We start from the raw sequence: 22,876 nt of genomic DNA on the forward strand, positions 1-22,876 counted from the left end.
CCGACGGCCCGCGAGCCCGCGGAGATCAGCCTCGTTCCAGCGGCAGCCCCGCATCGCGCCAGGCGACGACACCACCGGCCAGGGTGGCGGCGTCGTATCCGGCTCGACGGGCTCGCGCGGCGAAACGCACCGACAGTTCACCCACGGGGCAGACGAAGACCACGGGCCGCGAGCGCGGGAACGGGATGCCGTGGCCGAACATGTCGTCGAGCTGGTCGTCGCGAATGTTCAACGCGCCGGGTACGTGCCCGATCCGGTAGGCCATGGCGCCACGGCTGTCCACGATGGTCGGGCGGCCGGTCCGGTCCAGCTCGGCGAGCTGCTCGGGCGACAGGCGCGGCACCGCCGCCAGCTCGTCCGCGCTCGGCGCCGTTTCGCGTTCGGCACGGCCGAACAGTTCCGGCCTGCGCTTCTTGATGTAGGACAGGTACGGCTCGAGCCGATCGCAGACGATGAACACCGCGACGATCGGGTCGTCCGGATCGGTGGCCGAGCGATCGAGCGCGCCGAGCGTGTCCAGCGCGGCGGTGTAGGCCGCGCCGCTGGTCGGCCCGGCCAGGACGCCGTATCCGGTCGCCAGGCGCAGCGTCGCGTCCACGGCCTCGCCCGCCGACACGGTGACGATCCGGTCGTAGAACTCCGGCTGGAACAGCCCGACATCCCACATCTCGGTCTCCGACCGGATGCCGGGTATGAAGTCCGACCGCTCCGAGACAACCGCGACGGTACGCAATTCGGGATTGTGTTTGCGCAGATAGGTGGCGGTCCCCCTGGTGGAACCGGTGGTGCCGAGCCCGCCGATCAGATAGTCGATCCTGGTGATGCCATCGGCCGCGAGGTCCTCGTGGATCTCCCGTCCGGTGCCGTGGTGGTGCGCCTCGATGTTCTTCTCGTTGGTGTACTGCGACAGATGCCGGTAAGCGCCGGGATGCTGCGCCATCGTCGCCTCGATCACCGAGTAGACGTCGTTCGGTGTGGTCGGGTCCGGGCACTCGGACAGCCCGGGCAGTTCCACGATCTCGGTCCCGAACAGCTGCAGCAGGTCACGGACCTCGCCGACTTTGATCCGGTTGGTCACCGCGCGCAGGTCGATGCCGTACATCGCGCCGAGGACGCGCAGCGCCTTGGCCGTGTTCCCACTGGAGGCCTCGATGAGTGTCCGGCCGCCTCCGCGCAGCTCCGTCAGTTCGTCGCGCAACATCGCCCAGGCCACCCGGTCCTTGACCGAGCCGAAGGGGTTGTGCGACTCCAGTTTCGCGTAGAGCTCGACACCGGCCAGTCCGTGCACCGCGGGGTCGAGCCGCAGCAGCGGCGTGTCACCGATGAGTTCGGTGATGTGGTCGTATCGCATCAGGAGGCCTCGACCGATCGGACCGGGCCGGCGGCGTGCGTCGCGAGAGGACGCCCCCGCGACGACTCGACGGGGAAGCCGGGTTCGTAGGCGGTGTCGTCGACGATCCGGAATCCATCGGGCGCCCGGGTGACCGCGAGTTTCGCGGGAAGCGGATGCATGGAGGCCGTCGCCGCGGACAGGTCCATGTGATAGGCGGCGGTGTTCGGGAACACCACCGTGTCACCCGGCAGGGGGCGGACGGGCAGCCACACCTTGTGATTGGTGATCAGGTCTCGCTCCAGGCACAACCGTCCGGCGATGTAGACACCGACCGGGCCCTCCGCGCGGTCGCTTCCAGCGGCGAGGCCCGCGCGGGGCAGCAGGATCGGGTCGACCATGACCTCCTGGTCGGCGGGCGTCACGGCGTCGCGGCTGAGATCGACGTGCACCAGCACGCTGCCGTCGGCGACCTCCTTGACGAACTCGACCGTGGCCAGCGTGATGCCCGCGTGGTCGACCAGGGCCTTGCCCGGCTCGAGCCATATCTCCAGCAGATTGTCGCCCGCCACCTGCGCGACCGTGCGCCCGCCGTGTCGCTCCAGCGGCGCGTCGAGAAGATCGGCGAGCATGCGGTCGGCGGGAACGGTGTTGGCGTACTTGTGGAACACCGGTGTGCCGTGCACGGCGCCGCCCGCGACGTGATAGCCGAAGGTGTTACTGCCCCAGGTCATCGGTTCGCCACGGCCGAGCAGCGACTCACGCAGCGCCAGCACATAGGCGTCGAACCGTTCGGCGTCGGCGGTGAACACCTGACGGAGCCCGCCGCCGATGTCGAGCACCGAAGGGGCGAGCCCGCGATCGTAGGCTCGTTCGATCAGGCGCAGGCAGGCATCGATCGCCCGGACGCGTTCGCCGAGATCGCCGGAGTCGAGGTGGAAGGCGAACCCGAGGAAGGCGATTCGCCCGCGCTGTGCAGACAGCAGATCGAACGCCTGCTCGACATGCGCGACCGGCATCCCGAACCGGCTCACCTGTCCCGTGCCGATACCGGAGACCCGCAGCAGCACAGGTATTTCCGCATTCTCGGGGGCCAGTTCCGCGATGCGGCCCAGTTCCCACAGGTTGTCCACGTTGATCGTCACTCCGCGGTCGACGAGCTCGCGCAGGAATGCTTCCCCTTTCGGCCCGGTGACCTCGATGCGCTCCGGACCGAACCCGGCGGCGAGGGCGCTGGACAGTTCGTGTGGTGACGCGGCGTCGACGGCGATGCCCGCGCGCTCGGCGGTGCGGACGAACGCGCGAGACTGATTCACCTTGTGCGCGTAGCAGATTCGGTGCCCGGACAGGCGTTGCTCCAGCACTGTGCGCAGACGGAGCAGATTCTCCGAGTAGACCTGCGGGAACACCAGATGTACCGGGGATCCGAAACTCGCCCGCGTTTCCGTCGCGAGGCCGGGAGTGTCGAGAAAGGCGCGGACCATCGGATGCAGCTTCGCGGGCAGCGCAGGCGGCCGAGGCGTCATACGGCGGCTTCCGATGCCTCGGTGACCGATGCACGCGTCGCGCCGTCGGGGCGTTCCGCGACCGGGTTGTAGCCGCCGTCCCGGATCGCTTCGAAGGCCCGGGCGCGATTGCGCGGGCTGCGGAACTCGGCCACCACCCGTTTGCTGTCCAGATCGATCTCCACCACGCGGATGTCCATCGATTCCAGGACTCCGCCGATCGTGCGGACGCAGTGTTTGCATGTCATGTCCGGCACGTAGAACACCTGGTCCTCGGCGGTGGCGGCACGGTCGGCGGTCGCCTCGTCGAGTTCGGCGCTCAACTCCGCGACCTCGATGCGGCCCGCGATCTCGGTGAATGTCGCGACGAACCGGTCGACCAGCGACGGCAGGATACTGACATGCCCGCTGTCGAGCTGGTGCGGCGTGGCCGCCAGGCAGGCCGGATGACTGCCGGCGGGCAGCAGTGCGTACTGCCGGGAGATCAGGTCCAGGTCGTCGTGATACTTGGCGATCGCCTCGGCGACCGTGAGACCTTCGACGGTGGTGGCGCGCTCCATCACGGCGTGCGCGTCGGCGATGGTGGCGTCCTTCATGGCGCGCAGGGTCGCGACCGTCTCCGCCGAATAGCGAACGGTGCCGTCGGGCTGTGCGACGAGCGTCACCGGGATCATGCCCCGCCGATAGGTCGAGGCCTGCAGCTCCCAGAACCATCGAGTGGCCACCGAGGTGAAGATTCCGGAAGCCCGCAGGCCCTCGGCGAACTCGGCGGTATCGCGGTAGGGGGTCTGCGCGGCCAGCAGCGCGTGCTGGGCCAGTACGCGCCCGGCCGCCTCGATGCCCACCCGGAAGATGTCGCGCGGATCGTGGTCGGTGGTCGTGCCCGCCAGCACGGCGTGTTCGCCCGGCCCGAGCGCCGCGATCCGCGCGGCGAAGGCCGGGTCGGCGTCGAGCTGGTGCCACAGCGCCAGGACGGTCTCACGCATCGCGATCGGCACCGAGGGCCCGAGGCCGCCGGCGCGGAAGTGGCCGGTGTTCGGGATGCCGTCGCTGTCGGTCCACGCCATCCGGTGCGTCGCGGTGGTCACCTGATCCGCGCGGCACGGCCGCATGAACCGCTCCAGATACAGCCGCTGGGAATAGGTGAGATGGTTGCCGGGCTCGGGACGCAATGCGGCGCAGGTGAATTCGAATCGCCGCGGCGGGGGAGCGGGCGTGAGCGCGCTGTGCGACCCGGGCTGCGCCAAGTGCGCCAGCACCCTGGACGCGGCCCGCCGGTCGTAGCGGGGGATGTCGTTACTCACGTGACCTCCTCGGCGATGGTTCGCACGCACGCGACGAATCGGTCGATCTCGTCGGGCGTGTTGTAGATGTGCGTGCTGACCCGCACCGAGCCCGCGCCGTCGGTGTCGGCGGGGACGCAGTGCGCGCCGGTACGCACGAGGAAACCCAGCTCGCTCAGGACGAATCCCGCGTCGGTGGCCGAGATCCCGTCCAGGGTGAAGGAGACGATGCCGTAGCCGACCTCGCACGCGGCATGCGCCGGACCGGGTAGGAACTCCAGGCCGGGGATCGGTCGCAGCCCGTCGATCAGGCGCAGGGTCAGGGCACGGTTGTGCGCGGCGATGACATCCATGCCGAACGATTCCAGTACCTCCAGCGCACTGCCGAGGGCGAGGATGCCCGGGATGTCGGGCGTGCCGCCTTCCAGCAGCGCGGGCATCGGCCCCGGCCGCAGACCGCCCGGATCCGTGGCGATGCCGGAATTGCCGCCGGGCAGGAACGGCACGAGCCGGTCGTGCACGCGCCGGTGGCAGTACAGGATCCCGGTGCCGGGAGCCCCGAACATCTTGTGTGCGGCGAAGATCGCGAAATCCGCACCGAGCGCGGTCACGTCGACCGGAAGATGCCCGCCGCTCTGCGAGCAGTCGAAGCACAGCAGGATGGCGGGGTCGATCCGGCCGCGCAATTCCTCCAGGGTGCTGAGACCGCCGAAGACATGGTGCAGATGCCCGGTGGTGATCAGCCGGGTGCGCGGTGTGATCTTGGCCAGGATGTCGTCGGTGTCCGCCTCCCCGGCGGCGGTCGTCCGGTAGGGGATCGGATGGATGCGGCGTCCGAACCGGGCGAGCAGTCCGCGAAGGTGCTGCCACGGGTACACGTTCGACGCGTGATCGCTCGCGTTGTAGAGGATTTCGTCGCCGTCGGCGAGCGCCGTGAGGCCCCACGACAGCGCGACGGCGTTGAGTGCGGCGGTGGCTCCCGCCGTGAAGACCACCTCGTCCGGGTGCTCGGCGCCGATGAAGGCGGCGGTGCGTTCCCGGATCCGGGCGATCCGGGCGGTCAGGCCGGTGGCCCACGGATAGGTGCCGCGGCCGACGTTGGCGGTGCCGTTGCTGTGATAGCGCTGGATGGTCTCGATCACCGGAAGCGGCTTCTGTGTGGTCGCGGCGCTGTCCAGGTAGACCTCGGTGGCGCAGGCTAGCGCCGGGAACAGCGCCCGTGCCGCGACCGGCGGCGTCGCCGATGGCCGGGGAGTCTCGTCGGTCCGCGTCACCGGCGATCTCGGGGCAGGGGACCGCAACGTTACGCTCCCTTCACCGGTAACTCGGACGTCACCCACGATACGCATTTTCGGTACGGACTTCGAAGCGTTGTCGCCGACAACGGCTTTCGGGACTAGCCTGGGCGATATGCCCCTGAGCCCGCAAGAGCGTCAAGAGTTCCTCGCGCAGCCGCATGTCGCGGCGTTCGCAGTGGCGGCGGGTACCGGTCGTGGCCCGCTGACCGTCCCGATCTGGTACCAATACAGCCCCGGTGGCGAGATCTGGATCCTGACCGGCCCGGAGTCGCAGAAGATGCGCTACCTCCGCGAGACCGGCCGCTTCAGTCTGATGGTGCAGCAGGTCGAGCCCACGGTCCGGTATGTGAGTGTGGAGGGCCCGGTCACCCGGACGGTCCCGATGACCGACGAGCAGCACCGCGAGATGGCCGCGCGATATCTGCCCGCCGAATCGGTCGACGGCTACCTGAAGGCGGCCGAGGCCTTCGGTGAGCAGGTCGCGGTCTACCTGCGGCCGGAGCACTGGCTGTCGGCCGATCTGGGGGACCCCAGCGCGTTCTAATATCTGCCCTGCAGATACTCGACGAGGTGCTCGCGTTCGGTCGCCAATTCGGAGATCGCGCTCTTGACCACGTCGCCGATGCTGACGATGCCGACCAGCCTGCCCTCGTGTACCACGGGCAGGTGCCGGATGCGATGGTCGGTCATGGTGCGGCGCAGACCGTCGACCCGGTCGTCGGGTGCGCAGGTGCGCACCGCGGAGGTCATGATCGCCGACACCGGTGTGTCCAGCAGTTCCGCGCCCCGCGCGTGCAGACTGCGCACCACGTCGCGTTCGGAGACGATGCCCGCGATCGTGTCGCCGTCGGGGGAGACGACGACCGCGCCGATGTTCCGCTCGGCCAGGGTGGCGAGCAGTGTGCGTACTGTCGTGTCGGGTGCGACGGTGGCCACGTCGCTGCCCTTCCTGCGCAGGATCTCCGAAATTCGCATATTTCACCATCCAGACGTCGGGGCACTACCAGGATCGCAAGTTCACGGCGCGGTGACCAGCACGAATCCGTTACAGGCCACGGTTCGGTCACGGTGGGCAGGTCAGAGCCTGCGCGCGACGCTGCGGTCCAGATCCCGGGCCAGCAGGGCGATCGCCGCCTGGGAGATGCCCGCCGAGGTCGCCAGGTCGACGGAGGTCAGCTGCGCGATGCGGCGCAGGCGGTAGTCGACGGTGTTCGGGTGCACGTAGAGCTGGCGGGCGGTGAGCTGCCGGTTCATGTCGTTGCCGAGGTAGGCGCGCATGGTGTCGAAGAGCTCGGGGTGGTCGTCCAGCGGGTCGAGGATGGTCGCGATCCGGCGGGTGGCCGGGCCGCTGCGGGTGAGCTGGTATTCCACGGCCAGATCCGACATCTGGTAGAGGCCGGGCGGCCGGACCCCGACGCGTACGAGATTGAGCAGCTCGTGCGCTTGATCGGCCGATTCGGGGATCTGATCGGTGTCGGTCGGCACGACGGTCGCGGTGAGCGGCACCTCGGCGGCAGCGGCGAGCAGCTCGAGCGTCGTGCCGGTGAGGACCGGCTCGGCCTCGTCGCCCAACGGGATGAGCAGCGTCCCTCCCTTGGCGCTGAGCAGGGCGAGTGCGCGGGAGGCGAACACGGTGGCCAGCTCGGACTGCAGCCGCCGCAGCTTGCGGCGCGCGGCCACGTTCCCGTCGACGCGCGGATCGCGCTCGTCCGGATGTTCCGGAATCGACAGGGCCACAACCTGATAGGCCTCCGCGATCGGAATGCCGGTCTGCCGCGCCAGAGCCGAGCTGCCGCGACCGCTGAGCAGTGCCGAGGCGAGCGTCTGCGTCGCCGTCTGATGCTCCTTGGCGACCAGGTGCTGTTCGTCGACGTAGGCATCGGACACCGCCGCGGTGATCGCCTCGAGCAGTTCGAGAAGCAGATCGGCGGCGACCAGCACCTCGTCGACGTCGTCGGCCGCGGCAGGCGCGGTGACCAGACCGAAGGCGATGCGCAGTCCTTCGTGATAGGCGCGCAGGATCGTGCTCAGCGGCACGGCCTCCCGCGCCCAGCGAGCGGCAGCCGCGCGGACCGGGCCGAGCTGGTGCTCGTCCGGTACGGTACGCCGGTCGAACATCTCGGCAGCGAGGTTCAGGCAGCTGCGGGTGAGTTTCGTGACGTCACCGCGTAATTGCTCGCCGGGCAGGGTGCGGCAGGGAGCCATGACGTTTTCGAAGTAACCGACCATGTGCGAAGCTACGCTGTCGGCGTTCAGCAAGGGCACCGAAGCCGGCTGTCCGCCGATTTCCAGTACCGGGTCGGACGAGTCGGGGGACAGATCCAACGCGGAGTAGGTCATTACGAGTTCGCTCCCAATGCCACGCCGGGCGTGCGAGAAATCGCGCCCGGGTCGATCGATCACTATACGAAAGCGCCGTGTGCACGGGGAGTGATCTGTGAGATCGTCTGGGAGCCGGACGCGTTCCGCGTTGGCGCTCTTCGGCCGCGGCGCGGGATCGCGAAGCGCTACCGGCCGGTCACGGCGTCGGAGCCGGCTTCACCTGCGGCGAGGGCTCTTGCGTGCCTGCTGAGGCAGGGTTACTCGTCGTCCAGCCCCGCTGACAGATAGGCGGCGGCGGCCAGCCATTGCCTGCACTGCGGACCGTGGACTTCGTGGGTGTAGAGAATGTCGCGGGCCTGCCGGTAGGTGAGGCCGCGGGGCTCGACCCCGCAATCGGAGAGGGCGAACTCGGGCGCTGCGGAGTACTGGCGCAAGGGCTCGGCGCCAGCCCCATCGATGACAGCAACCCGGGGCGTTCGAAATGGCTCGATCATTCGACTACCCCTCGCGTCCGACGTGCGGCGGGGAGGCCGAAGTGCCGGTGACGCAAGCTCGAACTCCCTGCGTACCTCCCCGATTTCGAGTTCGAGTCTATGCCTCCGTTACTTACAGATGCAAGTACATCTGCACGATCGGTCGGAGAAAAAACGGCGGCGGCCGCCGGTGCGAGACCGGCGACCACCGCTGTGCCGCTTAGGGTTTGATGTTCAGGGGCCTTACGGCTTGCGAGCGACCCCTCCGTAGGCGGAGATCGGCCGGGTCTCACCGACCTCGGTGTCGCCCGAGCGCCACTGCGTGATGGACACGAAGCCGGGGTCGACGAGTTCCAGACCGTCGAAGACGGCCTTGATCTGAGCCTGCGGGCGGGGGACGTAAGGGGTGCCGCCGGTGCCGGTGTAGTTCTCGCACAGGGTGACATACGCCTTGCTGTCGTCGGTGCCGTCCCACATCACCAGGTAGCTGCCCGACGGCACCGCGTCCAGCACGGTGTGCACGATGCGCAGCAGATCGTCGTAGGTCTTGGCATGGCCGAGCACGCCCATGAACATCACGGCGACGGGCTCGTTGAAGTTGAGGACGTGCTTGGCGTCGGTGACGATCCGCTCGGGATCGTGGTAGTCGGCGTCGATGTAGGTGGTGACGCCCTCCGGGGTGGTGGAGGTGAGCAGCGCCCGCGCGTGCGTGAGCACCAGGGGGTCGTTGTCCACGTAGACGATCCGGGACTCGGGTGCGACGGTCTGGGCGACCTCGTGGGTGTTCTGCATGGTGGGCAGGCCGGTTCCGATATCGAGGAACTGTCGGATGCCCATCTCGCCCGCGAGGTAGCGCACCGCGCGGATGAGGAACTGGCGCGACTGCACCGCCATGGTGGTGATGTCCGGATCGACCTCGATGCCGGCGTCGCCTGCGATGCGGTCGATCTCGTAATAATCCTTGCCGCCCATCCAGTAGTTCCAGATCCGCGCGGAGTGGGGGATGTCGGTCCGGATGAGGGGGCTGTGGTCTTCGGGCATGGGGTGGTACTCCTCGGCAATAGCGTGTCCGCGACACTGCCGTGCGGGTGGGTGCGTGGGGGCGTCGCGAATAACTGGTGCATCCGATGTGCACTGCGACACTACAAGATTCGAACTCGTCCAGCGGGGTGGATCGGGGGAGCTGATCTCGCTGTTTTCGAGGCGAGGTAACGGCGTTTCACATCGCCGCCCTGATGCCTCCGCTCTGCGAGCGCACGGAGGGCGAACTTCGTGCTATCGTCCGGTGTTGGTGCAAATGCAAGAACGTTTGAACGTGCATCTGCACGAACCGAATCGCCTAACTGCGGTAACCGAGGAGTGGGGAAGATGTCGGATACGTCCACCAACGAGATCATCGGAACTTGGCGTAAGAGTTCCTTCAGTAATCCGAGCGGCAACTGCGTCGAGGTGGCCGAAACGGCCAACGGCCAGGTGGCGGTGCGGAACTCGCGGGACCCGGAGGGTGGGTTCCTCGTCTACACGCGTCCGGAGATCGACGCGTTCGTCCGCGGCGCGAAGGCCGGGGAGTTCGACTATTTGACTAGCTGAGCGGTAACATTAGCGGTCGGTACGGTGTGTTTCGCGACAGGTGGTTGTGACACACTGTGGGCAACCCCCGGAGTATCGGAGACGAACTCGATGATCGCTGAACCCGATGACGATGGTCATGTGCAATCCGTTGTCGCGGAACGTGGTCCGACCGTGCTACGCATCGCACTGGGCGGTCAGCTGCGGAAGCTCCGGGAGAAGAGGAACATCACCCGCGAGGCGGCGGGCGATGCGATCCGCGGATCGCACGCCAAGATCAGCCGTCTCGAGCTCGGTCGTACCGGCTTCAAGGAACGTGACATCCGCGACCTGCTGACCCTGTACGGCGTCCATGATCCCGAGGAGCGCGAGTCGTTCCTCGAATTGGCCAGGCAGGCCAACGAACCCGGCTGGTGGCATCGCTACAGCGACCTGCTGCCGCAGTGGTTCGGTACCTACCTCGGCCTGGAACAGGCCGCGAACAAGATTCGCACCTACGAGTCTCATCTTGTTCCCGGCCTGCTGCAAACACCCGAATACGCCAGGGCGGTCGTGGCGCTCGGGTACGAGGACGTCGATACGGAGCGGCGGGTCGCGGTACGTCAGCGCAGGCAGGAAATTCTCTTCCGCTCGGATCCTCCGGTGGTCTGGGCGGTGCTCGACGAAGCCGCGCTGGTGCGACCGGTGGGTGGCCCGGAGGTGCATCGAGAGCAGATGTTGCACCTGGTCCGGCTGGCGAAGCTGCCGAACGTGACGATCCAGGTACTGCCGTTCACCGCGGGCGAACACGCCGCGGCGGGCAGCTCCTTCAGTATTCTGCGTTTCGCCGAGCCGGAACTCCCGGACATCGTGTACCTCGAACAGCTGACCAGCGCGCTGTATCTCGAGCGGCGACAAGACCTGGCGCTGTACCTGTCGGTGATGGACCGGCTCAGTGTGCAGGCCGAGCGTCCGGAGAAGTCGATCGAGATCATGGAGAAGTACGCCGACGGGCGTTGAGATCGCGCTATAGCGTCTCGCGGCCGGGAAAACCCCGATACGCCGAACGGCCACCTCCGGAATCGGAGGTGGCCGTTCGTTGTGCTGTCCAATTGCTAAGCGGCGGTGGCCGCGGAAATGGTGTCTATCCGGGCCCGGCGTCGGCGGCATCGTCGTGGCTGCGCACCTGCGTCGGGACGCGACAAAAGTGCTCGTGGCACAAGGCATTCAGCTATCCGCCGGTGCTCGGATGGCGGGCTCGGGCCTACTGCCTGATGAAGCTGGAGGCAATTCGCCAGAATGTCGCGGGTTGCAATGTCTCGAGATCCCAATCGTCGGCCATCGCATGCGCGGTGGTGACGATCCGGTCGATATCGAAATCGTGCCGAGTTGCCGCCCCGGTGGATTCGACGGCATCGATGACGTATGCCACGGCGGTTTCTCGGGAAAATGCGGTATTGCTGTGGCCGCTGCGGGCCGTCGATGTGCTCATATGTCTACCGTTCGCTGGCTGGTCGGCCAGTGCGGTGTCGGTTGATCCGAACCGACCGCCGGTAAGTGGTAGTTCCATTCGAACGCCCCTGCTTGTCGGCGGCGGCAAACCCACGGCGGCTTCGGCCTTCGGCTCGCCCACGCGGCCTTCCCTGGTGGTCCCCTGTAAAGCGTTGCGGGACCGAGTTTATGCCGCTGTACCTTTCAGATGCAAGCACATCTGCACGATCGATTGCACGTGCGCAGTGCGTATTTCGAGGCCGGAAGTTTGCGGATGAGGTGCCCGGCGGCGGAATTTCAGTCGCGGGCGAATAGGACGTCCGTGCTGTAGTCGATCTGTGTACCCGGCTCGACGAATTGGTCCGCGGCGGCCCGCCAGGCCAGAAAATGTTCGGTGAAACGGTGTGCTTCCGCTGCCTCGTCATCGGTGTAGAGCTGGTAGAGGAAGAATCGGTGCGGATCCACCCGATCAGCGCAGATGTCGAAGCGCAGACAGCCGGGCTCGGTCCGTACGGAGGCTTCGGCGCTGCGGGATATGGCCGCGAGGAACTCGGCGCGAGAGCCGGGGCGGATCTTCATCGAGACGATTCGACTGAACACGGTTGTTCTCCCATCGTGACCGTTGCGGTCGATCGGCAAGGGCGGTGGCGAGCGAGACGACAGCTCACTCGGCCAGTTGCGCTATTGCCTGGCTAATCGGATCGCTGCCGGAAACGAGTTCGAGGGTCAGCTCGAAGGTGTGCGCGGCGGGCAGCAGTCCGGCCAGTACGGCCGCGACGTCGGCGCGGGGGACCTCGCCGCGCTCGACCGGGGGCGGGGCCAGAGTCACCAGTCCGGTGCCCGGAGCATCGACCAGCCGGCCGGGGCGCAGGATGGTCCAGTCGAGAGCTCTGCTGCGCAGATCGTTCTCGGCCTCGGTCTTGGCATCTATATACGCCGCCCACACCTCGTCGGAACCGGGCGCGGGCGACGCGCCCGCGCCCATCGTGGAGATCTGCAGGAAACGGCGCACCCCGGTTCGCTCGGCCGTCTCGGCCAGCCGGACGGAGCCGCCCAGGTCGACGGTGTATTTACGTTCGACGCCGCTGCCCTGCCCCGCGCCCGCGGCGAAAGTCGCCGCGTCGCAGCCTTCCACGACGTCCGCCAGTTCGTCGGTGGCCGCGTGCTCCAGGTCGCACAGCACCGGCTCGGCGCCGGTGACGCGCACCTCGTCCGCGTGCTCGGGATTGCGGATCAGGGCGGCGACCTCGTGGCCGTTCGCGGTGAGCACGGGGGCCAGCAGCAAGGCGATCTTCCCGTGTCCGCCTGCGATGACAATGCGCATGGATGGCTCCTTCCGGTCGGGGCGGCGCCCGCGCTCAGCGCTCGGGGCCGCCGGGATTGCAGTGCGCTTCGACGGTGGCCGGATAGCCGACCGCCGGGCGCCAAGGTTCCAGGTTCCAGCTCGGCTTGTTCGGTTGGACCAGCCGCGCCCACGCCCAGTGACAGATGAACTGATCGCGCATGCCGGGTGCGTCGGCGTCCGCCGACCGGTCCACGACTTCCCGCCACGCCCGTTCGTCCGAGCCGGGGAAGGTGGTCTGCCGACCGGCCTGCGTGGGGAAGACGAGCAGTCGCGGGCCGTCGATGGTCTCGGTCCAGGTGACGTCATCGATCAGCGGCTGCCCCGCGTACGGGTCGACGGACGGTATCGCGGCCTGCGCTGTCGTGCTCGGCGACGCCGAGGCGCTGGAGGTGGTCGTGCGGCCGATATCCGCCGAGGGCGCGGACGCATCGGCACCGCAGGCGACCACCGAGGCAAGCAGGCCCGTCCCGAGGAGCGCGGCCGCGCGACGCCGGGTGACGAGGCGATGCGGGTACCGCTGCGCCACGGTCGAGCCTCCTGTGTTCTCCTCGGCACCGCTTTCCGGCGTGATCATCCGAGCCTAGCGAGCCGGGGCGGCCCCGGCGAGAGTCCCCGGCCGCGCCACCGAATGTGGTGGCTTGCCGGTGCGGCTCCGGCTGGGGATAGTCGGTCGGTGCGGTGTGGACGGATCATGGTGGGGGCGGCGGGCGTCGTGGTCTCGGTGACGGTCGCGTTGGCCGCGCCCGCGGGCGCTCGGGTGGGTGAGGCGCCGGGCACCGTGACGGACCTGGTGGAGCTGGCGGGGCGGCTGCGTGTGGCGGGGGCGACGACCGCCGAGCGGCTGACGTATTGGTCGCGTGGCCCGCGTGGGCCGATGCAGAGCACCGGAGTGCTGTATCTGCCCGAAGGCTCTCCGCCGCAGGGCGGTTGGCCTATCATCGCCTACGCGCACGGCACCTCGGGGATCGCCGACGAGTGCGCGTTCACGCTGCAACCCCGGGACTACTACCTCACGTCGGTGTACCCGGACCTGCTGCGCGCGGGATACGCGGTCGTGATCTCCGACTATGTCGGTCTCGGCACCCCCGGCGTGCATCCCTACCTGGACGGTCCGGCCCAGGCTCGCAGCATCATCGACGGCGTACGCGCCGCACGGGCGGTCGCACCCTCGCTCGGCACCCGCTGGGCGGTGTTCGGCCAGTCGCAGGGCGGGCACGCGGCGCTGTTCACCGCCCACCTCGCACCCGCTGACGCGCCCGAACTCGATCTGCGCGGTGCCGCCTCGACCGGGACGCCGTCGAACCTGGACGCGCTGTTCCCGCTGGCCGGGCCCTGGCTGCCGCGACTGCCGCTGCAGAAGACGACGACCTACTTCGGCATGCTGCTGGCCGGATTGCGCGCCAGTGCACCGGAGCTGGACGTCGACAGCTACCTGACGCCGGTGGGCCGGGACGTCCTGCGCATCGTGGAGGCGGATTGCGCCGCCGAGGCGGACGCGCAGGTGGCGAGTATCGGCATCGGCGCCATGCTGTCGCGGCCCTTGGACGATCCGGCGTTGCTGGCCGCGGTGCGCGCGATGTTGCGGGTGCCGACGAGCGGCTACTCCGTGCCGCTGTATCTCGGCCAAGGGCTGACCGATCTGGAGGTGCCCGCGCCGTTGACGCTCGAGCTGATCGCGGAGTTGCGCGCCTCCGGCGCCGATCTGCGGGTGGGCTGGTACCCCGGCGATCATCTGGGCGCGGCGCGGGAAGCGTTTCCCGACGCGCTCGCGTTCCTGCGCGGCGTACTCGATCGGCCCTGACCTCGCGTACTCAGCGCCAGAGCGACCGGCACGGTAGCCTGCGCAGGCCGGGACGGACCTGGGCGTCGACGGTGACGGTGAGCCCGGCGTGTGCGGCGGCCGAGGTGAACTCCCACGCCTCGGTCCTGGTCGCGGCGTATTCGAGGACCAGCGCGTCCTCGGGGGTGGAGCCGTCGAAGTAGACGGTGATCCGCCGGGTCGGCGGATCCTGGGTGTCGTCGCGGTCGGCGAATCTGCGCGCAGTGCCGTCCATGCCACCGTCTCCTTCCCACCGGCTCGGCAGCCGTGCCGGTGGATCTGACGGTAAAGGGCCGCCACTGTTGAGAACATGTTCCAAGTTATCGGCTGGAAATGTCACAGAACGGACGCCGGGCGGTCGGGTACAGTCACCAGCCGGGGCGCGCGACCGCCACAGGCCGGGCACCCGAAACTTGTGAATTGTCAACATGATCGCGTCGGGTAGTGCTCAGCGCAGGTGATGTTGCCGAGGATGAGTACAGCGTTGGACGATTCAGGAGGCACACGTCGATGAGTCAGGGCCCACGTTCGTTGGGTGGGGGAGTGGGACAACGGCGTCTCGCACGTGCGATCGGAGCGATGGCCGCGGGCCTGGTGCTGGTCGCGAGCATGGCCGGCGCGGCAACCAGCGCGCCGCTGTACCCCGAACCCGATCCGGATCCCTTCTACGCGACACCCGCGGATATCGCCGACCGCAAGCCGGGTGACGTCATCGCGACCAGGGTGATGCCGCCGCTGGCGATCTTCCCGGAGACCACGGTGACCGTGGTCCGGTTCCGGTCGACGAGTTCGGAGGGTAAACCGATCGCCGCGACCACCACGGTGCTGACGCCCAAGGCGCATCGCACCGACGGGCCGCTGCTGTCGTTCCAGCACATCATCAACGGACTCGGCTCGGAGTGCTCGGTCTCCCGGGTGCTCTACACCGGTGACCCGAACCTCGTCGTGCGGGAAGCGCCGGGCTGGAACGTGCTGCTGGCGCGCGGCTGGAGCGTCGCGCTGCCCGATCACCTGGGCCCGAATTTCGCCTACGGCGCCGCGAAGCTCGGCGGGCAGATCACCCTCGACGGGATACGCGCCGTCAAGCAGGTCGGCGAACTCGGGGTGCAGCGCAGCCCGGTGGCGATGGTCGGGTATTCCGGCGGCGGGATGGCCACCGCGTGGGCGGCCGCCCTGCAACCGAAGTACGCCCCGGAGCTCGACATCGCCGGCGCGGCCATGGGCGGCGTGCCGATGAATCTCGTGAAGATGCTCGAGGGGCTGGGTTTGAACCCGCACCCGGTGTTCGGGCTCGCGTTCGCCGCCGGATTCGGTTTGGAGCGTGAGTACCCGACTCGCTTCCCGCTCAGCGAGCAGTTGAACGAGCGGGGGCTGGCCGCCCGCGCGCAGATCGCCAACAGCTGCACCAACGACATCCTCTCAACCGGCGCGGGCCGCGGTGCGCTGGACTTCGCCAAGACGACCTCGATGATCAACGACGACACCGCGCGTGCCGTGGTCGAGGAGAACAGCCTCGAACTCTACGACGGCGTGCCGAAGATGCCGGTATTCGAATGGCATTCGCCGATCGACGGTCTCATCCCGATCGACGCGGTGGTCAACACCGACAAGCGGTGGTGTGCGGCGGGCGCCAAGGTGCAGGCCGAGCAGATTCCGGTTCCGGACCATCTGACCGCGGCGGTGCTCGGCATTCCCGCGGCTCTGACCTGGCTGGACGCCCGCTTCCGAGGGGAGCCCGCGCCGAGCAATTGCTGAGCGACGATACGCGACCGGCCGAGCCGGGACCCGTTCTCCGGATACGGTTCTCGGCCCGGTTGTTGCGATATGGATACGCGACAACACAACTCGGATGCTTTACTGCGTCCAGCCATGGCCGCTGACGTAGCCTGACGTCCTGGCTCCCGGTCTGACAGGGGCCGATTCGGGGGTCGAAGCCAGTGCGCCCGGGTGCCAGACGACGTTGCCGTTCGCACCCGAAGGCGTGTGCCATGAGAATTTCGCGTGCCATTGCTGTGGCTTTGCTCGCCGCCGGCTCGGCCCTGGCCGTCCCCGCTGCCGCGGAGCCCGCGCCCGCCCCACCGCCCGGCGGGCTCCTGCCCGGGCTGCAACAACTCATCGATCAGGTCATCCCGCCGCCGCCGATCCCGCCGCCGCCGGAGCCGAGTTCGCCAACGCACGAAGCGACTACGCTGTCGCCGTCGCTGGCGGCGCTACGCTCGGCCACCCTTCCGTCGGCCGTCGGTGATCCGATGTTCGACCTGCGCCCGGTGAATCTCGACGAACTGTCCGAGGGACAGGTCATCGAAATCCGTGACGTGAGCCCGACCACCGCACCGTTGATGCTGATGCCCATTCAGCGGGCGCTCCTGATGAAGTACCGCACGACGGACGCGCACGGCGCGCCGTCGTATGCCACGGCGACGCTGGTCGTTCCCGCCGCACCGTGGCCGGGACCGGGGCAGCGGCCGGTGGTGGTGAACAACCTGCCCATCGACGCCCTCGGCCGTACCTGCACGCCCGGATACACCCTCGCGCACGGGCTCAACCCGGACACCAGCTTCACCGATTTCCTGCCACCCACGACGCACGTGGCGGCGCTGCGCGGTTACGCCGTGCTGATCCCCGACCACGAGGGCCCGTCGATGGCCTACGCCGAGCCGATCGTGGCCGGGCACGCGGTGCTGGACTCGATCAGGGCGGTGCGCGGTCTGTTGCCGGAGGAGTTCGGCGCCGCGAAGTTCGGGCTCGCGGGGTATTCCGGCGGCGCGATCGCGACGCACGGGGCGGTCAAGCTGATCGATGGCTACGCGCCGGAATTGGCGGGCGTGATCGTCGGCGCCGCACTCGGCGGGGTGCCCGCCGACTTCGAGATCCTGGCGCGCAGCATGAACGGCAACCTCGCCTCGGCCGTATTCATGGGCGCGGTCTTCGGGATCGGTCGCGAGCGGCCGGAGATCCTGGCGGGGATGAACAATCTCGCCCAGTGGGTGGCCACCTCACCGGTGAAGAACATGTGCGGCAGCAGCTACGGCGCTATCGGTGTGCTGATGCTGCCGATCGACATCGCCGCGAACTTCCCCGATCCGCTGCACTCGGCGCTGGCCGGGGACATCTATCGGGTGACGAAGATGGCCGGCATGAGGTCGGCGACTCCGCTGTACGTCTACAACGGCGAGCAGGAGTTCTGGATCCCGGCCGAGGGTGCGCGCAATCTCTACGCGGAGCAGTGCCGCCTGGGGGTGCCCGCGGTATACCGCAGTGTGCTCGGTGAGCACATCATCGCGGGTGCGCTCGGATATCCGGAAGCCATGGTCTGGCTCGACGACCGGCTTCAGGGAGTCCGGGCACCCGACGAGTGCTGACCGGTTGACGGCGCGGTGCGGGCTCCGGTTAACACCGCGGGCCTGCGAGTGCGATCAACACGTGTCCCCTTCGGTTGGTATGCCCAGATCTGGCTAGAGTGCTGAGCGGTGTCGTCGCCGCTTCGGTACGGTTGGCGGTCCGGGCGGGGTGACGCCCGAATTCCCGAGAGAGGCACATGAGCGACATCACGACCACCGCGTCCGAGCAGGCCAAGGCACTGGTGGGGCGGCACTACCGCCTGACCGACCCGTACGAGGTGGGTCGGGAGAAGATCCGGGAGTTCGCGCGAGCGCTGCAGGACGGCCATCCGGCGCACCGGCACGAAGACGCCGCCGGGGGCTTGGGCTTCGACGGACTCGTCGCGCCGCTGACGTTCTCCTCGATCATCCTCATGTTGATGCAGCGCAAGATGTTCGAGTCCGTGCTCACCGGGTACGACCTCGGCCAAGTGCTGCAGACCGAGCAGTCGATCCGGGTGCACCGGCCGATCGTCGCGGGCGACGAGGTGCGGTGCGACTCCTACATCGAGTCGTTCCGGCAGTTCGGTGACAAGGACTTCATGGTCACCAAGAACGTGCTGAGCAATCAGCACAAGGAGGTGTTGCAGACCGCGCACACCACGGCGGTGGCGCAGACCGGAGTCGAGCTCGCCGCCGATCTGCGCGCGGCGGTCGATGGCGTGATCATGACCGGGCAGTCGGCCGCCGACCGCGCGGACGCGGCGGCCGCGCGCCTGGCCGACGACGACGGCGGGCTGGTCGAGAGCTTCGATGAGCCGGCGCAACCGGAAGCGCCCGCCGAGCCGCGCCTGCCGCGTACCCTTCCCGCTTTCGAGGACTTGTCCGTCGGCATGGAACTCGCCCCGCGCACGGTGCTGGTGTCCCGTGGTGATCTGGTGAACTACGCCGGTGTGTCGGGCGATTCGAATCCGATCCACTTCAGCGACGAGGTCGCACGCAGCGCCGGTCTGCCCGACGTGGTTTCGCACGGTCTGCTGACGATGGGCCTCGGCGCCGGATATCTCACCTCCTGGCTCGGTGATCCCGCCGCCGTGACGCGGTACGGGGTGCGGTTCGCCGGCTTCGCACCGGTCCCGGCGACCAAGGCCAGCGCGATCGAATTCCACGGCCGGGTCAAGCAATTGGATCCGGATCGCCGCGCGGCCACCATCGCGTTGACGGCGACCTGCGGGGACCGGAAGCTGTTCGGTCGCGCGACGGCGGACGTGCTGCTGCGCTGAACCGAGCGGCCGCCCTGGCCTCGTCATCGTCCGGGGATGTGGGGCCGGTGCCGTCGTGGGGGCGTCGGAAGCGCGCGGTGACGCGGCTCGGTCGGAGAGCTGTGCGTCCGGTATCGCGTTCGCGCTTAGCGAAGTTCAGCGCTGCGCCCGCCTGGGAACCGGTGGCTTCGCGGCACCTGGGTTTCGCGCGTACCGGGAGTATGTTGGTGCAGGAATGTGTGAAGTCGGCCTGCGGCACAGCGCTGTGCGCGACGTCGGGTGACTGCCACCGGCAGCGAGTGAAGTGCCCGCTATCCCGTGCATGATCTTGCGGATGTACTTACACCTGCGCATTCGCGTCGCCGGCGACGGCTCGGTGCTGGAGTGTGGGCAGTGCGCATGCAAGACTGCGTACATGCGTGCTTCGGTAGTGCGGCCTCAAAACGAAACCATCGCTCGTGGAACGGCTCCCGCCGCCGAGGGCGGCCCGACCGCCTTGCGGATGATCCTCGGCGGGCGGATGCGGCGGTTGCGGGAGGCATGCGGCATCTCGCTCGAGGAAGCGGGCGAGGCGATCCGCGGCTCGCACTCCAAGATCAGCCGATTGGAATTGGGGCGCACCGGTTTCCGGGAACGGGATCTGGTGGACCTGCTCGCGCTGTACGGCGTCACCGACGAAGAGGAGTGCGCGGAGTTCAAGCGGCTGGCGAAGCAGGCGAACACCTCGGGATGGTGGCATCGCGACGCCGACTGGCTGCCGAAGTGGTTCGACACCTACCTCGGGCTGGAGCAGGCCGCCCAGCTCATCCGCTGCTATGAGCCGCGGGTCGTCCCGGAGTTGCTGCAGACCCCCGACTACGCTCGCGCACTGTTCGTGCTCGCGCATCCGCACGAGGACGAGGAGTCGATCGAGCGGCGCGTGGCCCTGCGGATGCGCCGCCAGGAGATCCTGACCAGACCCGACCCGCCCCAGCTGTGGCTGATCGTCGAGGAGGCGGCGCTGCGGCGCAGGATCGGGGGATCGCAGGTCTGGCTGGCCCAGCTCGAGCACCTGCTGCGGGCCGCGGAGGCGCCGAACATCACGGTGCAGGTGCTCGCTGATCATGTCGGCGGCCCGGCGCTGGCCGACGGCGCGTTCGCGATGCTGCGCTTCGCCGAGGCGGATCTGCCCGACATCGTGTATCTCCAGCAGCTCACCGGCGCGCTGTACCTGGACAAGGACGCCGATCTCGCCGCCTACCGCGCGGTGGCGAATCTGCTGTCGGTGCACGCCGCGCCGCCCGAGTACACCCGCGACCTCATCGCGGCGTTGCGCGAGCGCGAGCCGCGGATCGTGGAGCTGCCGTCCGGCCACGCCTGACCGTCAGGCGCGGCGACGAGCCCGGCGGAGCCACGAATACCCAGCGGTACAGGGACTTTCGACCATAGATAACGACTGGGTCAACATGGCAGACTCGGGGCATGCGTCCTTCGAAGGAACGACAGTCGAGCGATTCTCCCGGGCCCGGCGGTCATCCGGTCTCCGGCGGCGGGCCGACGGTCCTACGCATGGTCCTCGGCGGCAGGCTGCGCCGCCTACGCGAGTCCCGGAATATCACCCGCGAGGCGGCCGGTGACGCCATACGCGGGTCGCATTCGAAGATCAGCAGGCTCGAACTCGGGCGCACCGGCTGCCGGGAACGGGATCTGGTCGACCTGCTCGACCTCTACGGGGTGACCGAACCCGACGAACGGGAGCGCTACCTGGAACTGGCCAGGCAGGCCAACGCGTCGGGGTGGTGGGCGCGGGACAACGACTGGCTGCCGAAATGGTTCGACACCTACCTCGGGCTGGAACAGGCGGCGCGCCTGATCCGCAGCTACGAACCGCGAGCGGTCCCGGAACTGCTGCAGACGCCGGAGTACGCCCGCTCGCTGCTCACCCTGTCGCATCCGGGGGAGCCGGAGGATTCGATCGAACGTCGTGTCGCGCTGCGCATGCGCAGGCAGGACATCCTCGCCGGTCCGCACCCGCCCCAGCTGTGGATGATCATCGAGGAGGCCGCGCTGCGCCGCAGGATCGGCGGCTCGACCGTCTGGCGCGCCCAGCTCGACCGCGTGCTGCGCGCGGCCGCTCAGCCGAACATCACCATCCAGATCCTGGCCGACCACGTGGGCGGCCCCGCCCTCACCGACGGCGCGTTCACCATCTTGCGTTTCGCCGAGGCGGATCTGCCCGATATCGTCTACCTTCAGCAGCTGACCAGCGCGCTGTATCTGGACAAGATCGCCGACCTGGATGTGTACTACGCGGCGCTGAACCAACTTTCGCTGCTGGCCCCTTCCCCGCAGCATTCCCGGCAACTGCTCCAGGTCTTGCGCGACGGCGTGCCGCCGACGGTCGACGAACCGGTGGACCACCCGCGAGGGTGACGGATCGCGCACCGCGGCACGCCGCATTCGCGCGCCGGAGAGAACTCCCTCGCCGCCCCGCACCCCGCACGGTCCATCCTGGATTCGGCGCGCCCGAATCGGGCATTTCCAGTTCGAGATGATCCGCATGCCGGGGAAAGGGCGAATATTGTCCCATTGGGACAATAGGGGGTAAGCTGTGTGTATGAGCGACGACGGTGTCGGTCTGGACGGCCGTCGGCTGCGCACTCGGCGCAGCCGCGAGGCGTTGTCGCGCGCGGCGTTCGACCTGCTCACCGAGCGGGGGCTGGAAGCGGTGGCCGTCGAGGACATCGCGGTGCGGGCCGGTGTCACCCGGCGCACGTTCAGCAGGCATTTCGCCTCCATCGAGGAAGCGATTCTGGGCGATGTCGATCAAGACGTCCACCTGTTCAACGAGGCGCTGCGCCGTCGGCCGCCGGGTGAGCCGCCCCTGACCGCCTACCGCAACGCCGTCCACGACTGGTTCGCCACCGAGTACGGCGGCGCGCGCGCGTCCCTGCTGGCCCGTCGCTGGGCTTTGTTCCAGCGCTTCGAGGACGAACCCGAACTGTTCGCCGGCTATCAGCGCATCCGCATCGATGGGCAGCGCGAATCGGTCCGGATCATCGCGGCGCGGCTGGGGGTGGATCCGCTGACGGATCCGCGTCCGGCGGTCGCCGTAGGCGCCGGCGCGGGCATCCTGCTGGCGGCGCTGCAGAGCTGGGCGGCGGGCCCGGATCCGATGGGTCTGCCCGGCCTCGTCGAAGAGTTCTTCGACACCCTCGTCACCCTCACCACCGAATTCCGTAACGAGGAGTCACCGTCATGTCTACCGGGTCGGTGAACATGTACCGCCGCACGTGCCGCCGCGTCGGCCTGGATCGAAATCCGCTGCGCCGCAGGGAAGACCGTGTGCAAACCGGGTTCGCGGTTCTGCTGGCCGTGGTGTTCCTGATCGTCGTGCCCGTGCTGGCGGTGACCGTCGGCGGCCGGGTGTACCGGGTGGAGACGGCCGCGGTGCAAGCCGAGACGGCGCGGTTGCATCAGGTCGACGCGACGGTGATCGAAACCGGGAAGGCGCCGCTGTACGCGCCGGTGGTGCCCGCGCGCGTGTCCTGGAAAGACGCCGACGGCGTAACCCATACCGGCGACTATCAGTCGACCACGGTGGTGGAGCCGGGCTCCGCCGTGCCGATCTGGCTGAACGAGCGGGGTGCGATCGTCGAGCCGCCCTCGTCGTCCCAGCCTGCCAGCAAAGCGGTCATGCTCACCGCGGGTGCGGTGCTCGGCGTCTCGATCGTGCTCGCGGGAAGTTACCTGTTGCTGTGCCGCGGACTCGATCGGCGGCGGCTGCGCCGGTGGGAAACCGAATGGGTGGCCGCCGACCTCACCTGGGGGCACGGCTGAGCCTTGGTGCGGCGTGCCCGCCGTGCGAGGGTAGGGAACAGGCGCAGCGGGCACGTCGCGT

Annotated in this window: 24 protein-coding genes; 11 read left to right on the forward strand and 13 right to left on the reverse strand. The window is 68.5% G+C overall.

Annotated elements, in window-relative coordinates:
• Nucleotides 1-25 precede the first annotated feature (25 nt).
• Genes ABZ420_RS13420 through ABZ420_RS13435 form a run of 4 tightly spaced genes read right to left on the reverse strand, consistent with a single transcriptional unit; the run spans nucleotide 26 to nucleotide 5,392 of the window.
• On the reverse strand, nucleotides 26-1,351 hold the full coding sequence (locus tag ABZ420_RS13420) for a pyridoxal-phosphate dependent enzyme (protein WP_357121350.1): 1,326 nt from the start codon (nucleotides 1,349-1,351) through the stop codon (nucleotides 26-28).
• Complete coding sequence (locus tag ABZ420_RS13425; RefSeq protein ID WP_357121353.1) at nucleotides 1,351-2,856, reverse strand: decarboxylase; 1,506 nt, start codon at nucleotides 2,854-2,856, stop codon at nucleotides 1,351-1,353. The genes ABZ420_RS13420 and ABZ420_RS13425 overlap by 1 nt, the downstream gene beginning before the upstream one ends.
• Nucleotides 2,853-4,139, reverse strand: a complete 1,287-nt coding sequence (locus ABZ420_RS13430) for a heavy-metal-associated domain-containing protein (protein WP_357121356.1) — start codon at nucleotides 4,137-4,139, stop codon at nucleotides 2,853-2,855. Before ABZ420_RS13430 ends, ABZ420_RS13425 begins: the two co-directional genes overlap by 4 nt.
• A complete protein-coding gene (locus tag ABZ420_RS13435; protein WP_357121358.1) occupies nucleotides 4,136-5,392 on the reverse strand; it encodes an aminotransferase class V-fold PLP-dependent enzyme in 1,257 nt (418 codons plus the stop codon). Before ABZ420_RS13435 ends, ABZ420_RS13430 begins: the two co-directional genes overlap by 4 nt.
• A gap of 136 nt (nucleotides 5,393-5,528) precedes the next feature.
• On the opposite strand from ABZ420_RS13435, the gene ABZ420_RS13440 reads away from it, so the two are divergent.
• Nucleotides 5,529-5,960: a pyridoxamine 5'-phosphate oxidase family protein gene (locus ABZ420_RS13440; protein ID WP_357121361.1), complete on the forward strand. Its 432-nt coding sequence runs from the start codon at nucleotides 5,529-5,531 to the stop codon at nucleotides 5,958-5,960.
• On the opposite strand, the gene ABZ420_RS13445 is transcribed toward ABZ420_RS13440, so the two are convergent.
• From ABZ420_RS13445 to ABZ420_RS13460, 4 genes are all read right to left on the reverse strand, one after another.
• Nucleotides 5,957-6,391 carry a CBS domain-containing protein gene (locus ABZ420_RS13445; protein WP_040866584.1) on the reverse strand — a complete coding sequence of 145 codons (435 nt, stop codon included), beginning with the start codon at nucleotides 6,389-6,391 and terminating at the stop codon, nucleotides 5,957-5,959. The two genes, ABZ420_RS13440 and ABZ420_RS13445, sit on opposite strands and share 4 nt — an antisense overlap.
• Nucleotides 6,392-6,493: 102 nt before the next feature.
• The gene (locus tag ABZ420_RS13450) at nucleotides 6,494-7,756 is read right to left on the reverse strand and encodes a helix-turn-helix domain-containing protein (protein ID WP_357121364.1); all 1,263 of its coding nucleotides are present in this window, start codon (nucleotides 7,754-7,756) and stop codon (nucleotides 6,494-6,496) included.
• Nucleotides 7,757-7,995: 239 nt separating this feature from the next.
• The gene (locus ABZ420_RS13455) at nucleotides 7,996-8,232 is read right to left on the reverse strand and encodes a hypothetical protein (RefSeq protein WP_357121367.1); all 237 of its coding nucleotides are present in this window, start codon (nucleotides 8,230-8,232) and stop codon (nucleotides 7,996-7,998) included.
• Nucleotides 8,233-8,454: 222 nt separating this feature from the next.
• Nucleotides 8,455-9,252, reverse strand: a complete 798-nt coding sequence (locus ABZ420_RS13460) for an SAM-dependent methyltransferase (RefSeq protein WP_357121370.1) — start codon at nucleotides 9,250-9,252, stop codon at nucleotides 8,455-8,457.
• A gap of 327 nt (nucleotides 9,253-9,579) precedes the next feature.
• Here ABZ420_RS13460 and ABZ420_RS13465 point away from each other — a divergent pair, with 327 nt between their 5' ends.
• Together ABZ420_RS13465 and ABZ420_RS13470 are read left to right on the forward strand one after the other, a co-directional pair.
• Nucleotides 9,580-9,801: a DUF397 domain-containing protein gene (locus ABZ420_RS13465; RefSeq protein ID WP_040866650.1), complete on the forward strand. Its 222-nt coding sequence runs from the start codon at nucleotides 9,580-9,582 to the stop codon at nucleotides 9,799-9,801.
• Between the two features lie 90 nt (nucleotides 9,802-9,891).
• Complete coding sequence (locus ABZ420_RS13470; protein WP_357121373.1) at nucleotides 9,892-10,779, forward strand: helix-turn-helix transcriptional regulator; 888 nt, start codon at nucleotides 9,892-9,894, stop codon at nucleotides 10,777-10,779.
• Nucleotides 10,780-11,023: 244 nt separating this feature from the next.
• On the opposite strand, the gene ABZ420_RS13475 is transcribed toward ABZ420_RS13470, so the two are convergent.
• From ABZ420_RS13475 to ABZ420_RS13490, 4 genes are all read right to left on the reverse strand, one after another.
• On the reverse strand, nucleotides 11,024-11,392 hold the full coding sequence (locus ABZ420_RS13475) for a hypothetical protein (RefSeq protein WP_357121376.1): 369 nt from the start codon (nucleotides 11,390-11,392) through the stop codon (nucleotides 11,024-11,026).
• Between the two features lie 155 nt (nucleotides 11,393-11,547).
• Nucleotides 11,548-11,850, reverse strand: a complete 303-nt coding sequence (locus ABZ420_RS13480; protein ID WP_040866588.1) for a putative quinol monooxygenase — start codon at nucleotides 11,848-11,850, stop codon at nucleotides 11,548-11,550.
• A gap of 64 nt (nucleotides 11,851-11,914) precedes the next feature.
• Nucleotides 11,915-12,574, reverse strand: a complete 660-nt coding sequence (locus ABZ420_RS13485; protein WP_357121378.1) for an SDR family oxidoreductase — start codon at nucleotides 12,572-12,574, stop codon at nucleotides 11,915-11,917.
• A gap of 34 nt (nucleotides 12,575-12,608) precedes the next feature.
• Nucleotides 12,609-13,121, reverse strand: a complete 513-nt coding sequence (locus ABZ420_RS13490; RefSeq protein ID WP_357121381.1) for a DUF2599 domain-containing protein — start codon at nucleotides 13,119-13,121, stop codon at nucleotides 12,609-12,611.
• Nucleotides 13,122-13,268: 147 nt separating this feature from the next.
• On the opposite strand from ABZ420_RS13490, the gene ABZ420_RS13495 reads away from it, so the two are divergent.
• On the forward strand, nucleotides 13,269-14,396 hold the full coding sequence (locus tag ABZ420_RS13495; RefSeq protein WP_357121384.1) for a lipase family protein: 1,128 nt from the start codon (nucleotides 13,269-13,271) through the stop codon (nucleotides 14,394-14,396).
• A 10-nt stretch (nucleotides 14,397-14,406) separates the two neighbouring features.
• Here ABZ420_RS13495 and ABZ420_RS13500 read toward each other — a convergent pair whose 3' ends face one another.
• Nucleotides 14,407-14,649 (reverse strand): hypothetical protein, encoded by a 243-nt coding sequence (locus ABZ420_RS13500; RefSeq protein ID WP_040866591.1) that lies wholly within the window; start codon nucleotides 14,647-14,649, stop codon nucleotides 14,407-14,409.
• Between the two features lie 344 nt (nucleotides 14,650-14,993).
• Here ABZ420_RS13500 and ABZ420_RS13505 point away from each other — a divergent pair, with 344 nt between their 5' ends.
• From ABZ420_RS13505 to ABZ420_RS13535, 7 genes are all read left to right on the forward strand, one after another.
• A complete protein-coding gene (locus ABZ420_RS13505; protein WP_357121387.1) occupies nucleotides 14,994-16,169 on the forward strand; it encodes a lipase family protein in 1,176 nt (391 codons plus the stop codon).
• Nucleotides 16,170-16,402: 233 nt separating this feature from the next.
• Nucleotides 16,403-17,776 (forward strand): lipase family protein, encoded by a 1,374-nt coding sequence (locus tag ABZ420_RS13510; protein WP_357121390.1) that lies wholly within the window; start codon nucleotides 16,403-16,405, stop codon nucleotides 17,774-17,776.
• Nucleotides 17,777-17,952: 176 nt separating this feature from the next.
• Entirely contained in the window at nucleotides 17,953-19,017 is a 1,065-nt protein-coding gene (locus tag ABZ420_RS13515; protein ID WP_357121393.1) for a fused (3R)-hydroxyacyl-ACP dehydratase subunits HadA/HadB, read from the forward strand.
• A 394-nt stretch (nucleotides 19,018-19,411) separates the two neighbouring features.
• Nucleotides 19,412-20,356, forward strand: coding sequence for a helix-turn-helix transcriptional regulator (locus ABZ420_RS13520; RefSeq protein ID WP_040866595.1), 945 nt, complete (start codon nucleotides 19,412-19,414; stop codon nucleotides 20,354-20,356).
• A 188-nt stretch (nucleotides 20,357-20,544) separates the two neighbouring features.
• Complete coding sequence (locus ABZ420_RS13525; protein ID WP_357121608.1) at nucleotides 20,545-21,408, forward strand: helix-turn-helix transcriptional regulator; 864 nt, start codon at nucleotides 20,545-20,547, stop codon at nucleotides 21,406-21,408.
• Nucleotides 21,409-21,592: 184 nt separating this feature from the next.
• Complete coding sequence (locus ABZ420_RS13530) at nucleotides 21,593-22,252, forward strand: TetR family transcriptional regulator (RefSeq protein WP_357121396.1); 660 nt, start codon at nucleotides 21,593-21,595, stop codon at nucleotides 22,250-22,252.
• Complete coding sequence (locus ABZ420_RS13535; protein ID WP_357121399.1) at nucleotides 22,234-22,815, forward strand: hypothetical protein; 582 nt, start codon at nucleotides 22,234-22,236, stop codon at nucleotides 22,813-22,815. Before ABZ420_RS13530 ends, ABZ420_RS13535 begins: the two co-directional genes overlap by 19 nt.
• Nucleotides 22,816-22,876: the final 61 nt, after the last annotated feature.

The sequence above is a fragment of the Nocardia sp. NPDC005745 genome (genome assembly GCF_040630775.1).
Classification (GTDB): domain Bacteria; phylum Actinomycetota; class Actinomycetes; order Mycobacteriales; family Mycobacteriaceae; genus Nocardia.